This is a genomic window from Kitasatospora sp. NPDC036755 (assembly GCF_040636595.1).
Lineage (GTDB): Bacteria > Actinomycetota > Actinomycetes > Streptomycetales > Streptomycetaceae > Kitasatospora.
In genome coordinates, this window is record NZ_JBEZUT010000214.1 from 1 (window position 1) to 14,969 (window position 14,969).

General features: G+C 72.2%; 10 protein-coding genes. All 10 read left to right on the forward strand.

Going from position 1 to position 14,969, the window contains the following annotated elements:
• Window positions 1-2,239: right-handed parallel beta-helix repeat-containing protein (locus AB0E96_RS27365; RefSeq protein ID WP_359828158.1), on the forward strand; the 2,239-nt coding region annotated here is incomplete at its 5' end.
• Between the two features lie 79 nt (window positions 2,240-2,318).
• Window positions 2,319-3,329: a methionine synthase gene (locus AB0E96_RS27370; protein WP_359828159.1), complete on the forward strand. Its 1,011-nt coding sequence runs from the start codon at window positions 2,319-2,321 to the stop codon at window positions 3,327-3,329.
• A gap of 19 nt (window positions 3,330-3,348) precedes the next feature.
• Window positions 3,349-5,637: an NAD-dependent DNA ligase LigA gene (gene ligA / locus AB0E96_RS27375; RefSeq protein WP_359828161.1), complete on the forward strand. Its 2,289-nt coding sequence runs from the start codon at window positions 3,349-3,351 to the stop codon at window positions 5,635-5,637.
• A gap of 322 nt (window positions 5,638-5,959) precedes the next feature.
• A complete protein-coding gene (locus tag AB0E96_RS27380) occupies window positions 5,960-7,768 on the forward strand; it encodes a bifunctional diguanylate cyclase/phosphodiesterase (RefSeq protein ID WP_359828162.1) in 1,809 nt (602 codons plus the stop codon).
• Window positions 7,769-7,964: 196 nt separating this feature from the next.
• Entirely contained in the window at window positions 7,965-8,261 is a 297-nt protein-coding gene (gene gatC, locus AB0E96_RS27385) for an Asp-tRNA(Asn)/Glu-tRNA(Gln) amidotransferase subunit GatC (RefSeq protein WP_030057414.1), read from the forward strand.
• A 5-nt stretch (window positions 8,262-8,266) separates the two neighbouring features.
• Window positions 8,267-9,760 (forward strand): Asp-tRNA(Asn)/Glu-tRNA(Gln) amidotransferase subunit GatA, encoded by a 1,494-nt coding sequence (gene gatA, locus AB0E96_RS27390; RefSeq protein ID WP_359828164.1) that lies wholly within the window; start codon window positions 8,267-8,269, stop codon window positions 9,758-9,760.
• Window positions 9,757-10,017 carry a hypothetical protein gene (locus AB0E96_RS27395; protein ID WP_359828166.1) on the forward strand — a complete coding sequence of 87 codons (261 nt, stop codon included), beginning with the start codon at window positions 9,757-9,759 and terminating at the stop codon, window positions 10,015-10,017. Before gatA ends, AB0E96_RS27395 begins: the two co-directional genes overlap by 4 nt.
• Window positions 10,018-10,147: 130 nt before the next feature.
• Complete coding sequence (gatB, locus tag AB0E96_RS27400) at window positions 10,148-11,656, forward strand: Asp-tRNA(Asn)/Glu-tRNA(Gln) amidotransferase subunit GatB (protein ID WP_359828168.1); 1,509 nt, start codon at window positions 10,148-10,150, stop codon at window positions 11,654-11,656.
• Between the two features lie 264 nt (window positions 11,657-11,920).
• The gene (locus AB0E96_RS27405) at window positions 11,921-12,079 is read left to right on the forward strand and encodes a hypothetical protein (RefSeq protein WP_158077676.1); all 159 of its coding nucleotides are present in this window, start codon (window positions 11,921-11,923) and stop codon (window positions 12,077-12,079) included.
• Window positions 12,080-12,231: 152 nt separating this feature from the next.
• A partial coding sequence (locus AB0E96_RS27410) for an AAA family ATPase (protein ID WP_359828170.1) occupies window positions 12,232-14,969 on the forward strand: 2,738 nt, incomplete at its 3' end.

The following is a 14,969-nucleotide window of genomic DNA, read 5'->3' on the forward strand; positions in this document are numbered from 1 at the left end:
GGTCGGCCTGCCGGCCGCCGCCGCGGGCACCGCGGCCGCGGCGGGCGGCACGCTCTACGTCAACAACGCCGGCTACGCCCACTGCACCGACAGCGGCACCGGTACCCAGGCGGCGCCGTACTGCACAGTGAGTGCGGCGGCCGCTGCCGCTCAACCAGGTCAGACAGTCGAGATCGCTGCGGCCGAATACCGTGACACCGCGTTGGCCTTGACTCGTTCCGGGACCGCTGAGGCCCCGATCACCTTCCGTAGCAGGAACGGTGGCGTCCAGCTCCTCGGCGGTCCGGGCAACTGGGACAACACCATCGTGGTCAAGGGAGCCAGCCACCTGCGGTTCGAGAATCTGGCGGTGCACAGCACTCTGAGTCCCGCTGTGGTGGTCGACGGCGGGCACGACGTCTCGTTCACGAACGTCGCGGTCTGGGGCAGCGGAGTCCGGATCACCAATGCCTCCGACAAGGTCACCTGGGCTCGGAGCGAGTACAAGTACGGGTATGGCCCGGCGGTTCAGGTCGACGGAGGTTCAACCGGGACTGTCCTGACCACCAACGTGTTCCGGAACGTCAGTGCCGGTGGGCTGGCCGGCATCGTAGTCAGGGATGCCCCAAACACCGTCGTGGTGGCGAACACGGTCGAACCGGTGTGCTCTGCGGGGATCGTTCTGGACGGCGCTTCGTCCGGTGCGGTGGTCGAGAACAACGTGGTGACCGAACCGTGGGACCGGTGCTCAGATCCGGCTGCCTCCACGGGGCTCACCATCGCGGCGGACGCCATGGTGGGTACCAAGGCCGACTACAATTTGATCAACCCGGGTGGCAGCGGTGGGGTGGCCTACAACTGGGGAGGGGCCACCTATCCGAGCCAGCAGGCGTTCACCACGGCCACTGGTCAGGGAGCGCACGACTTCGTCGAGTCCGTGTATGGGCCGAGGGGCCCGCTTGCACCGGTCGACCACAGGATCGACTCGGCGGACGAGACCGCCCCGGGCATGCTGTCGACCGATGTCAGCGGTGCCGCCGCAGTGGACGACCCACTCACTGTCAACATCGGTACCGACAGCGGTATCCGTGACCGCGGCGCGATCGAGCGGACGGACGTCGGTAGCACCTTCACCCCGTCCGGTCCGACACGTCTGCTGGACACTCGCGCGGCGATCGGTGTCCCTGCGGCTCAGACGGTTCCGGCGGGCGGCATAGTCGATCTCCAGCTGGAGGGTGTGGCCGGTGTGCCGGCGAGCGGTCTCGATGCAGTGACGATGAACGTGACGGTCACCGATCCGCAGCAGGACGGGCACCTGACCGTGTACCCGAACGCTTCGTCGGTGCCGAACTCGTCGAGCCTCAACTGGTCGGCCGGGCAGACGATCGCGAACCAGGTGACGGTACCGGTGCGGAACGGCAAGGTGTCGTTCTACAACGCCTCCGGCGGCACGGTGCACCTGATCGCGGACCTGGCGGGCTACTACAGCAACGACCCGAAGGGTTCGCTTTTTCACGCTCAAGGCCCGACGCGGCTGCTGGACACCCGGGCGCCGATCGGTGTTCCGGCGGCGCGGGCGGTTCCGGCCTGGGGCACCGTAGACCTTCCGGTCACCGGTGTGGCGGGGGTTCCGGCGTCGGGTGTGACGGCGGTGACGATGAACGTGACGGTGACGGAGCCGCAGGCCGACGGGCACCTGACGGTGTATCCGCACGGTGATGTTGCTCCGAGCTCGTCGAACCTGAACTGGCCTGCCGGGCGGTCGATTCCGAACCTGGTGACGGTGCCGGTCAAGGACGGCAAGGTGTCGTTCTACAACGCATCCGGCGGCACCGTCCACCTGATCGCCGATCTGGCGGGCTACTACGCGACCGAGGGCAAGGTCACTTACCGGCCGACCGGGCCGGTTCGGATCCTCGACACCCGGCAGATCACCCGATGGCCCGAGTGGCCGTGGGAGACCCGTCCTGTGGGCACCGTCCCGGCCTGGGGCACCCAGGACATCCCGATCAACGTCTCGCCGAGCGTCGCGGCGGTGACCCTGAACGTGACGGTCACCGAGCCGGGCACCGACGGGCACCTGACCGTCTACCCGCACGGGGACGCGGCGCCGAACGCCTCGAACCTGAACTTCCTGTCGGGGGAGACCATCGCGAACCAGGTAGTCGTTCCGGTGAAGGACGGCAGGATCTCCTTCTACAACGCCAGCGGCGCCCCGCTGCACCTGGTCGTCGACCTGTTCGGCTACCAGTCCTACTGATCCCCGCCCCACCCCGACGGCCCCGGTGCCGAGCCCCGCGCTCGGCACCGGGGCCGTCCGGCTGAGTAGGCTCGGGCGGGTGAGCACCCCACTTCCCTTCCCCGACCTGCGCGGCGCCGCCACCGGCGTCGGTTCGCTGCCCGGTACCGACGCCCGGGAGGCAGCCAAGACCTCCACCGGGGCCCTGGAGCACCTGCCGTTCCTGCCCGAGCTGCCCGCCCGCGGGCCGGGGGCGGACATGATCGGCCGCGGCGCCGGTCTGCTGGTCGAGTTGTTCGCGCAGACCGAGCCGAGCGGCTGGCGGTTCACCGACCGTCCCGGCCGGGACACCCGGCGGGCCCACTCCTGGCTCGGCGAGGACCTGGACGCGCTGGAGGAGTTCACCCAGGGCTACCAGGGCGCGCTGAAGGTCCAGGCGGTCGGCCCGTGGACGCTGGCGGCGAGCATCGAGCTCAGGCACGGGGAGAAGGCGCTCTCCGATCCCGGCGCCTGCCGGGACATCGCGGGTTCGCTCGCGGAGGGGCTGCGTCGGCACCTCGCGGACGTCCGCAGGCGGGTGCCCGGTGCGGAGGTGGTGCTGCAGCTGGACGAGCCCTCGCTGCCCGCCGTGCTGGCCGGGTCGGTGAAGACGGCCAGCGGTTTCCAGCGGCTGCGTTCGGTGGACCGGCAGGTCGCCGAGGAGGTGCTGCGGGAGGTGGTCCGGAGCCTGGACGCGCCGGTGGTGGTGCACTCGTGCGCGCCGGACGTGCCGGTGCCGCTGCTGCGCCGGGCCGGGGTGGCCGGGATCTCCCTGGACTTCTCGCTCCTCTCCGAGCGCCAGGACGACGACCTGGGGGAGGCCGTGGAGGGCGGCACGATGATCCTCGCTGGTGTCGTCCCCTCCACTGACCAGGCAGTGTCCGACCCTGCCGGTAGTGTCCAGGGTGTCAGGACCTTGTGGCGCAGGCTCGGGTTCGCCCCGGAGCTGCTGGGCCGCCGTGTGCTCGTGACGCCGACCTGCGGGCTGGCCGGGGCGTCCCCGGCGTACGCGCGCGGGGCGCTGTCGTCCGCGGTGCGGGCGGCGCAGAGCCTGGTGGACAACCCGGAATGAGAACGTAGGAGGGCTTGCGGTGACGGCTGTCGAGGGCTGGGAGGACGTCCCGGCGGAGGTGCGCAGGCGGCACGCCGAGCTGGCGCAGGAGATCACCGACCACCGGGCCCGGTACTACCAGCAGGACGCGCCGATCGTCAGCGACGCCGAGTTCGACGCGCTGATGCGGGAGCTGGAGGGGATCGAGGCCGAGCACCCGGCCCTGGTCACCCCGGACTCGCCGAGTCAGCGGGTCGGCGGCGCTCCCACCGCGCTGTTCGCCGAGGTCGAGCACCGCGAGCGGCTGCTCAGCCTGGACAACGCGATGGACGACGAGGAGCTGGCCGCCTGGGCGGACCGGGTCGCCACCGAGCTGCACGGCATCGACTACCACTACCTGTGCGAGCTCAAGGTGGACGGCCTGGCCGTCAACCTCACGTACGAGAACGGCCAGTTGACGCAGGCGGCGACGCGCGGCGACGGTCGGGTCGGCGAGGACATCACCCCCAACGTCCGCACCATCAAGGAGATCCCGCACCGGCTCAAGGGCGAGAACATCCCCGAGCTGGTCGAGATCCGCGGCGAGGTCTACTTCCCGACCGAGGCCTTCGACGCGCTCAACGCCTCCTTCGCGGAGGAGAACGAGCGCCGCCGGCAGGAGAACGAGGAGCGCGCCAAGGAGGGCAAGCGCCCCCGGTCGATGATCCGGCTGTTCATGAACCCCCGCAACGCCGCCGCCGGTTCGCTGCGCCAGAAGGACCCGCACGTCACCGCCTCCCGCCCGCTGCACATGGTGGTGCACGGCATCGGCGCCCGGGTCGGCTTCGACATCGACAACCAGTCGCACGCCTACCAGCTGCTGCACGACTGGGGCCTGCCCACCGCCCGGCACAACAAGGTGGTGGGGACGCTCGCCGAGGTGCGGGCGTTCATCAAGCACTTCGGCGAGCAGCGGCACTCGGTCGAGCACGAGATCGACGGCGTGGTCGTCAAGGTGGACGAGATCGCCCTGCAGGGCCGGCTCGGCGCCACCTCGAAGTCCCCGCGCTGGGCGATCGCCTGGAAGTACCCGCCGGAGGAGGTCACCGGCAAGCTGGCGGAGATCAAGGTCGGCATCGGCCGCACCGGCCGGGCCACCCCGTACGCGGTGCTGGCCGAGCCGGTGAAGGTGGCCGGCTCGATGGTGCAGTACGCGACGCTGCACAACCAGGACGTCGTCAAGGTCAAGGACGTGCTGCTCGGCGACACCATCGTGCTGCGCAAGGCCGGCGACGTCATCCCGGAGATCCTCGGCCCGGTGTACGACCTGCGGGACGGCACCGAGCAGGCCTTCGTGATGCCCTCGCACTGCCCGGAGTGCGGCAGCGAGCTGCGCCCGATGGCCGAGGGGGACATCGATCTGCGCTGCCCCAACGCGCGGTTGTGTCCGGCCCAGATCCGGGAGCGGATCGCCTTTCTCGGCGGCCGGCAGTGCCTGGACGTGGAGGGGCTCGGCTACGTCGCGGCCACCGCGCTGACCCAGCCGCTGGAGCCGGCCGAGGCACCGGTGAAGAACGAGGCCGACATCTTCGGGCTGACGCAGGAGAAGCTGCTGCCGATCAAGGTGCTGGTCCGGGACCCGAAGACCGGCATGCCGAAGCTGGACGACCGGACGGGCAAGGAGAAGGAGGTCTTCTTCTTCGCCACCACCAAGGGCGAGCCGAAGAAGTCGCTCCAGGCCCTGATCGACAACCTGGACGCGGCGAAGGAGCGGCCGCTCTGGAGGTTCGTCAACGGTCTGTCGATCCGGCACGTGGGCCCGGTCGCCGCGCAGGCGCTGGCCCGGGAGTTCCGCGACCTGGAGAAGATCTTCGAGGCGAGCGAGGAGCAGTTGGCGGCCGTCGAGGGGGTCGGCCCGATCATCGCCCGCTCGATCAGGGAGTGGCACGCGGAGGAGTGGCACCGGGAGATCCTCAGGAGCTGGAAGGAGGCCGGTGTCCGCTTCACCGAGGAGTTCGCGGACGAGGAGGAGGCGGAGCGCCCGCTGGAGGGGCTGACCGTCGTGGTGACGGGCACCCTGGCGGGCCACACCCGGGACGGCGCCAAGGAGGCGCTGACCTCGCGCGGAGCGAAGGTGACCGGTTCGGTTTCGAAGAAGACCGATTTTGTGGTCGCCGGTGACAACCCCGGGTCCAAGTACGACAAGGCTGTTCAGCTCGGCCTGCCGGTCCTGGACGACGCCGGGTTCACCGTCCTGCTCGCCGACGGGCCGGCCGCCGCCCGGGCCCACCTGGGGCTTCCGGAGCCGGAGGGGGCCGGAGGGGCGCAGGAGGAGCCCGTCGAGGGCTGATCCCGGGCCGACCCGAGCGGCCGACGACCGGATCGGGGTTGTTATCGTCCTGATGCGGCGTCACCGGGTGCCGCACGGTGAAAGCGGGCATTGTGTCACTGTGCGACACCCCGGCGCGGTGGCGCGTTTCCGGTTGTCCGAAAGTCTGCCCACCGGGTGGACCCCGACATACCCTGGAGCGCAACAGAGTGTCAGCAGGGGTGGGGGCACCGGCTGGGCCGGTGCTCCTCGGGGTCGCTCCATGCCCGGCAGCTGTCGGTACCGGCACGGTGCCTCACCGTAAGGCGGCCTGACGGGGCGGGCCCGACGGAGGACAGGGCTTATGGATCGTACGACCGGCGGTGCGCCCACACGCCCGCCGCAGGGGGTGGCGGGGGCGGTCCTGCTGCTCGGCGTGTTGCTGGCCGGAGCCGCGCCGCTCATCCCGCTGGCCGTCCTGGTCTACCGGTACGAGCCCGAGTTGCTGCCGCTGTTCGCCGTGCCCCTGGCGGTGCTGGTGGCGGCCTGGCGGATCGCCCGGGACCGCGCCCGCGACCAGCTGACCGACCCGCTGACGGATCTGCCCAACCGTCAGGCCCTGCTGTTGGCCGCCCAGGAGGCGATCGCACAGTGTCAGCAGGGCTACAGCGTCGGTCTCATCCTGCTCGATCTCGATCGCTTCCGATCACTCAACGACACACTCGGTCATACGGCCGGTGACCGGCTGCTGGTTCACATCGCCCGCCGGCTGCACCGGGCCCTGCGCTCCGGCGGCCCGGCCGGCAGCGCCACCCGGGAGTCCATCGACGACGTCTTCGCCGGCCTGCCCCGGCACTACCGCCGCGGCCGCCCGATGGTGGCCCGGATGGGCGGCGACGAGTTCGCCGTCCTGCTGCCCGGCATCAACTGCCCGGACAGCCTGGAGCGGGTCGCCAAGGCGCTGATCGCCGAACTGGCCGCCCCGATCCGGCTGGACGGGCTGCTGCTCGTCCTGGAGGCCAGCGCCGGCGTCTGCGTCTACCCGCAGCACGCCCAGGACGCCGAGTCGCTGCTGCGCCGCGCCGACGTCGCGATGGGCCACGCCCAGCGCGGGTGCTGCGGCGTCGCCCAGTACGACGAGACCCAGGACGCCGACACGCCGTACCGGATCGGGCTGCTGGGGGACCTGCGCCGGGCGCTGGAGACCGGCGAGGTGCAGCTGCACTACCAGCCGAAGGTGGCCTTCGACGGCCGGGTGGTCGGCCTGGAGGCGCTGCTGCGCTGGGAACGGCCCGGTCAGGGGAAGGTCTCGCCGGACGAGTTCGTCGGGCTCGCCGAGTCCAGCGGCCTGATGCCCCGGCTCACCGACTACGTGCTGGAGGCGGCCGTCGGCCAGCTCGCCTACTGGCGCGACCAGGGCCTCCAGGTGCAGGTCGCGGTCAACGTCTCGCCGCGCGACGTGCTCAACCCCGGCTTCGCCCAGCGGGTGGCCGGCCATCTCGTGCGCCACCAGGTGCCGGCCCACGCGCTCCAGCTGGAGATCACCGAGCGGCTGCTGCTGGACGACTCCCGGCGGGCCGCCGACACCCTGGCCGAACTGCGCGGCTACGGCGTCGGGATGTCCCTGGACGACTTCGGCACCGGGCACTCCTCGCTGGTGCGGCTGCGCAGCCTGCCGGTCGGCGAGCTGAAGATCGACCGCTCCTTCGTCTCCCGGATGGTCGCCGACGACCACGACGCGGCGGTGGTCCGCTGCTCCGTGGAACTCGCCCACTCGCTGGGCCTGACCGTGGTCGCGGAGGGCGTCGAGGACGACGAGACCTGGGAACGGCTGCACTGCATGGGCGTGGACGCCGTCCAGGGCTGGCTGGTGTCGGCCGCGCTGCCGGCCGAGCAGGCCACCGCCTGGCTGCGGGTGCACCGCACCGGCGCCCCGCCGGTGGAGCGGCTCGGCGTGCCGCCCCAGCTGCACGCGGGCTTCCAGCCGGTCCAGGGCGCCAAGCCGATCGCCCCGCCGGCCCGGCCGCCGGTCCGCCCGCCGGTGCTGCCGCCGACGCTCCCGCCGGTCCGGCCGCCGGTCATCCCGCCCACGCTGCCGCCGGTGGCCCAGGTGGTGCAGGCCGCGCACCGGGAGATCAAGCCGCAGGGCTGGGCCCGCACCCGGCCCCAGTAGGCCCGCCGGGAGCGGTGACGGACACGGGTGACGGGCGCCGCGGCTCACTCGTTGGCCGGGGCGTGGGCCGGGCCCCATAGGATGGGGTCCAAAGACCACGAGGACGGAGCGCCGAACCCGGCTGCTCCTGCCCGGGCCCGGCACCGCCCGCAAGGCACCGCCGGGTCTCACCAGAACTCACCCTGAGGATCGCTGCATGCCTGGCATCACGCGCGAGGAGGTCGCCCACCTCGCCCGGCTGTCGCGTCTTGAGCTGAAGCCCGAAGAGCTGGACCACTTCGCCGAGCAGCTCGACGTGATCATCGGCGCGGTCGCCCGCGTTTCCGAGGTCGCCGGACAGGACGTCCCGCCGACCTCCCACCCGCTGCCGCTGACCAACGTCATGCGTGCGGACGAGGTGCGGCCGTCGCTCACTCCGGAGCAGGCGCTGTCCGGCGCCCCCGCCGCCGAGGAGCAGCGTTTCCGTGTGCCGCAGATCCTCGGGGAGGACTGACCGAGATGACCGAACTGATCCGTTTCACCGCCGCCGAGACCGCGGGTGCCATCGCCAAGGGCGAGGTGTCCGCCGTCGAGGTCGCGCAGGCCCACCTGGACCGCATCGACGCGGTCGACAAGAAGGTCAACGCCTTCCTGCACGTCGACACCGAGGGCGCGCTGGCCGCGGCCAGGGCCGTCGACGAGAAGCGCGCCAAGGGCGAGGAGCTGGGCCCGCTGGCCGGCGTCCCGCTCGCGCTCAAGGACGTCTTCACCACCAAGGGCATCCCGACCACCTGTGGCTCGAAGATGCTCGAGGGCTGGATCCCGCCGTACGACGCCACGCTGACCAGCCGTCTCAAGGACGCCGACGTGGTCATCCTCGGCAAGACCAACATGGACGAGTTCGCGATGGGCTCCTCCACCGAGAACTCCGCCTACGGCGTGACCGGCAACCCGTGGGACCTCTCCCGCATCCCCGGTGGCTCCGGCGGCGGTTCGGCCGCCGCGCTGGCCGCCTACGAGGCCCCGCTGGCGATCGGCACCGACACCGGCGGCTCGATCCGCCAGCCCGGCGCCGTCACCGGCACCGTCGGCGTCAAGCCGACCTACGGCTCGGTGTCCCGCTACGGCCTGGTGGCGTTCTCCAGCAGCCTGGACCAGGGCGGCCCGTGCGCCCGCACGGTGCTGGACGCGGCCCTGCTGCACGAGGCCATCGCCGGTCACGACCCGCTGGACTCCACCTCGATCGACGCGCCGGTCCCGGCCGTGGTCGAGGCCGCGAAGATGCGCGACATCCGCGGCATGCGGATCGGCGTCGTCAAGGAGTTCGCCGGCGAGGGCTACCAGGCCGGCGTGATGCAGCGCTTCGACGAGTCGGTGGAGCTGCTGCGCGAGCTGGGTGCCGAGGTCGTCGAGGTCTCCTGCCCGTCCTTCACCCTGGCGCTGCCGGCGTACTACCTGATCGCGCCCAGCGAGTGCTCCTCCAACCTGGCCCGCTTCGACGCCATGCGCTACGGCCTGCGGGTCGGCGACGACGGCAGCCGCTCGGCCGAGGAGGTCACCGCCCTGACCCGCGAGGCCGGCTTCGGCCCGGAGGTCAAGCGCCGCATCATCCTGGGCACCTACGCGCTGTCCTCGGGCTACTACGACGCCTACTACGGCTCGGCCCAGAAGGTCCGCACGCTGATCTCGCGCGACTTCGACGCCGCCTTCGCGGGCGTGGACGTCCTGGTCTCGCCGACCACGCCGACCACCGCCTTCCCGATCGGCGAGCGCGCCGACGACCCGATGGCGATGTACCTGGCCGACCTGTGCACGATTCCGTCGAACCTGGCGGGCAACGCGGCCATGTCGCTGCCGGTCGGCCTGGCACCGGAGGACAATCTCCCGGTCGGCCTCCAGATCATCGCTCCCGCGATGGCGGACGACCGCCTGTACCGCGTGGGCGGCGCCGTCGAGGCCGCACTCAACGACAAGTGGGGGCACACCCTGCTGGAGGAGGCACCGGCACTGTGAGCAAGATCGAGAAGGCCAAGTCCCAGTCCGCTTCGCTCAAGGGCTTCAAGCACAGCAAGCCCGGTCTGTGGCTGTCCATCGGCACCAGCGCCTTCGGCGCGATCTCCATCGCCAAGGACGTCCGCAAGGCCCGCGAGGAGAGCGACACCCTCAAGCTGGTCAACGCCCTGGTCGGTGCCGCCGCGCTGGTCACCGGCACGGCCCTGCTGGTGCGCGAGCTGCGCCGGCTGGGCTCCGACGACGTGCTGCTGGGCTGAGCCGAGCGCCCAGGGCGTGTCCCGCGGGTTTGGGACCCGGCGAGGACCCGCAGGACACGCCCCAGCCCGGCCCCGCGCGACCGCGGCGGCCGGGCCCGTACCTCCCAAGCTTCAAGTGAGAAGGGACGCTGTGAGCGTCATGAACCTGGTCTCCTACGAGGACGCTCTCGCGTCGTACGACCCGGTGATGGGCCTTGAGGTCCACGTCGAGCTGGGCACCAAGACCAAGATGTTCTGCGGTTGCTCGACCGAGCTGGGTGCCGAGCCGAACAGCCAGACCTGCCCGACCTGCCTGGGTCTGCCGGGTTCGCTGCCGGTGGTCAACGCGGTGGGCGTGGAGTCCGCGGTCAAGATCGGCCTGGCGCTGAACTGCGAGATCGCCGAGTGGTGCCGGTTCGCGCGGAAGAACTACTTCTACCCGGACATGCCCAAGAACTTCCAGACCTCGCAGTACGACGAGCCGATCGCCTTCAACGGCTACCTCGACGTGCAGCTGGAGGACGGCACGACCTTCCGGGTGGAGATCGAGCGCGCCCACATGGAGGAGGACACCGGCAAGTCCAGCCACGTCGGCGGGGCCACCGGCCGCATCCACGGCGCCACCCACTCGCTGCTCGACTACAACCGGGCCGGCATCCCGCTGATCGAGATCGTCACCAAGCCGATCGTCGGCGCCGGTGAGCGCGCCCCCGAGGTCGCCAAGGCGTACGTGGCCGAGCTGCGCGAGGTCATCAAGTCGCTGGGCGTCTCCGAGGCGCGCATGGACAAGGGCCAGATGCGCTGCGACGTCAACCTGTCGCTGCGTCCGAACGGCACCGAGAAGTTCGGCACCCGCTCGGAGACCAAGAACGTCAACTCGCTGCGCAGCGTGGAGCGGGCCGCCCGGTTCGAGATCCAGCGGCACGCCACCGTCCTGACCGACGGCGGCACCATCGTCCAGGAGACCCGTCACTTCCACGAGGAGGACGGCTCCACGACCTCGGGCCGGATCAAGGACAACGCCGAGGACTACCGCTACTTCCCCGAGCCGGACCTGGTGCCGGTGGCCCCCGCCCGCGCGTGGGTCGAGGAGCTGCGCGCCGCCCTGCCCGAGCTGCCGCGGGTGCGCCGCGCCCGGCTGCAGGCCGAGTGGGGCCTGTCCGACAAGGACATGCAGTCGGTGCTCAACGCCGGTGCGGTGGAGCCGATCCAGGAGACCATCGCGGCCGGTGCCCCGGCCGACCAGGCCCGCAAGTGGTGGATGGGCGAGCTGGCCCGCCGCGCCAACGAGACCGGCACCGAGCTGACCGAGCAGCCGATCACCCCGGCGCAGGTCGCCCGGGTCGCCGCGCTGGTCGCCGAGGGCAAGCTGAACGACAAGCTGGCCCGCCAGGTCATCGAGGGCGTGCTGGCCGGCGAGGGCGAGCCGGACGAGATCGTCGAGAAGCGCGGCCTGGCCGTGGTCTCGGACGACTCCGCGCTGGGCGCCGCCGTCGACCAGGCCATCGCCGAGAACGAGGCGATCGCCGCCAAGATCCGCGACGGCAAGGTCCAGGCCGTGGGCGCGCTGGTCGGGGCGGTCATGAAGGCCACCCGCGGCCAGGCCGACGCGGCCCGCGTCAAGGACCTGATCCTGGAGAAGCTGGGCGTCTCCGCCTGAGGCGACAGCCAGGGCCGTCAAGCCTGCCTTCCTAAGGCTCCTAAGGCATCTAAGGCCCTCTAAGTAAGGCCTAAGGCCCCATCTCACCTATGTATCTGGGTGGGATGGGGCCTTAAACCTTTTCTGGCGGCCGATCTGCGCCCGATCTAAGGCATCCGGGCGCCGGAAGATGCGGAACGCTCCCGATGCGGCACCCCCCACTGGCGGAGGAAGCTCTTACTCGTCAGGGAAACAGCGGAACGCGGCCCACAGGGGGAACCGGAAATGATCGAGTACCAGACCTTCCAGCAACAGGCCCACGAGCTCGTGGCCCGCGCCGAGCACGAGCGCCTGGTGCGCGAGGCCAAGGAGGCCCGCCGCCTGCGGCAGCGCCCGGTGGCCGCCCGCTTCCAGCGGCGCCCCGTGCGTCGGCCCGAGTGCTGACGGTGCGGCACCCCGACGGTGCCGGAGGAACCCTGGAGGGGGAGACGCTGCGAACGGGCGTCTCCCCCTCCGGGCATTCGGGCCCTTCGCCCCGTTCGCCTGGGGAGATATCCCCTCGGCCGGGCCCCACCGGCTATGGCATGCTCGCCTCCATGCAGCAGACATCGGTCAGCCCCGTCTTCGTCGGCCGCGGCAGCGAGATCACCGAGCTGACCGACGCGCTGCGCCGTGCGGGCACCGGCAACCCGCAGGCCGTCCTGATCGGCGGCGAAGCGGGGGTCGGCAAGACCCGGCTGCTGGAGGAGTTCCTGGCGCGGGCCGCCGCCCAGGGGGCCGTCACCTCGCTCGGCAGCTGCCTGGAGGTCGGCGCCGAGGGCCTGCCGTACGCGCCGCTGGCCGCCGCGCTGCGAAGGCTGCACCGCTCGCTCGGCGCCGAGCTGGAGGCCGCCGCCGCCGGCAGCGAGGGCCATCTCGCCCTGCTGCTCTCCGAGTTCGGCGAGGTGGACGGCGAACCCAACGACGAGTACAGCCGGGCCCGGCTGTTCGAGCACACCGCGAGGCTGTTCGAACGGCTCGGCGCGGAGCGTACCCTCGTCCTCGCCGTCGAGGACCTGCACTGGTCCGACCGCTCCACCCGCGAGCTGCTCGCCTTCCTGGTGCGCACCCTGCACCGCTCCCGGGTGCTGCTGGTCGCCACCTACCGCACCGACGACCTCCACCGCCGGCACCCGCTGCGGCCCTTCCTGGCCGAGCTCGAACGGCTGCGCACCGTCCAGCGGCTGGAGCTGGCGCGGTTCGACCGCCGCGAGGTGGCCGCCCAGCTGGCCGGCATCCTCGGCACCACCACCCCGGACCGCCAGCTGGTGGACCGCATCCACCGCCGCTCCGAAGGGAACCCGTTCTTCGTCGAGGAACTGGCCACCGCCTCCGAGGACGGCTTCGGCGCCGGGCTGACCGACTCGCTGCGGGACATCCTGCTGGTGCGGGTCGAGGGCCTGGACGAGGAGGCCCAGCGGGTCGTGCGGATCGCCGCCGAGGGCGGCTCGCACGTCGAACACGCCCTGCTGTCCGCCGTCCTGGGCGGCGACGAGGAAGCGCTGATCGAGGCGCTGCGGGTCGCCGTCGGCGCCAACATCCTGCGCCCGGACAGCGAGGGCGAGGGCTACCGGTTCCGCCACGCGCTGGTCCGCGAAGCGGTCTCGGACGACCTGCTGCCCGGCGAACGGCACCGGATCAACCGGAAGTTCGCGCTCGCGGTGGAGGCCCAGCCGCAGCTGGTCCCCGGCGACGCGCTGGCCGCCCGGCTGGCCAACTACTGGTACCACGCGCACGATCCGGCCCGCGCCCTGCCGACGGCCCTGGACGCCGCCCGGGCGGCCCGCCGCCGCAACGCCTTCGCCGAGCAACTCGGCATGCTGGAGCGGGCCCTGGAGCTGTGGGACCTGGTCTCCGAGGAGGTGCTGGCGCACACCCGCCCGTACGACTGGGCCGAGACCTACCCGCCCGGCTCCCGGGACCACGGCGCCGCCGACGAGGACGGCGACCGCATCCAGCTGGAGGACGTGCTGGCCGAGGCGGTGGTCGCGGCCCGGCGCAGCGGCGACCGCGAGCGCGGCCTGAGCCTCGCCAAGCGCGGGACGCGGCTGGTCGACGAGACCGAGCACCCGGTGCGCGCGGCCTGGTTCCGGATCAACCGGGCCCGGATGCTGGGCAGCCTGCGCCGGTCCGGCGACGAGGAGGAGATCGCCCACGCGCTGCGGCTGGTGGAGCGGCTGCCGCCGTCCGCCGTCCAGGCGGAGGTGCTCGCGCTCAGCGCCGGGTCGGCGATGCTCAAGACCCCGGGGCCCGAACACATCGAGCTGGCCGAGCGGGCGATCCGGATCGCCCGGGAGGTCGGCGCCCACTCGGTCGAGGTGCACGCCCGGATGACCCTCGGCGGACTGCGCTACGACGTGCAGGGCGACGCCGAGGGCGGGCTCGCCGAACTCGCCGGCGCGGTCGAGCGGGCCCGCCTGCTGGGCGTGCCCGACCTCCTGCTGCGCGGCATCAACAACCTGGCCAGCATGCAGCGCGGGCTGGGCCGGCCCGAGGAGGCCGTCCGGCTGGCCCGGGAGGGGCTGGAGTTCGCGGACGGCAACGGCCTGCTGCGCAACATCGGCGCGATCCTGACCGGCAACCTGGTCGAGGCGCTGGCCGACCTCGGGCGGGTCCGGGAGGCCAACGAGGTGCTGGCCCGCTACGAACTGCCCAGCCTGACCGGCACCCACGCCGAGTTCCTGGACCGGATGCGCGGCGACCTCGCCCTGCTGGACGGGAACCCCGCGACGGCGGCGACCATGCTCGCGCAGGCCCGGGCGGCCAACAGCCGCGGCCAGGTGCAGCACAGCGTGCCGATCAGTCTGCTGGCCGTCCGGCTCGCCGCCCACGGCGGGCGGCCGCTGGAGGCCCGGGCCGAGCTGCTCGCCGCGCTCGCGGAGGAGGGCCGCACGGGCAACGAGTCCGACGTCTACCCGCTGCTGGCCGAGGCCGCCGCGGTGGAGGCGGACAGCCGGGGCCTGCCGCAGGCCGAGGCGGGCCGGCCCGGGACGCTGGCGGCGATCGCCGCGGCCGCCGCCGAGCTGCGGCCCCGGGCGCCGCTGCACCACGGCTGGGCCCGGCTGCTGGAGGCCGAACTGGCCCGCGCCGAGGGCGCGGACACCGCGCGGGGATGGGCCGCCGCGGTCGAGGCGCTGCGGCCGACCGGCCTGCCGTACCCGCTGGCGCTCGCCCTGCTGCGGGCCGGCAGGCCGAGGTGCAGGCCCGGAGTCCGGCGCCTTCGGGGGCAGGGCGGGTTCCCGCTCCGGCAGGGGGTTCGCACTCACGCGGTATCAGCTCTCTTTCAGTCCGAGCG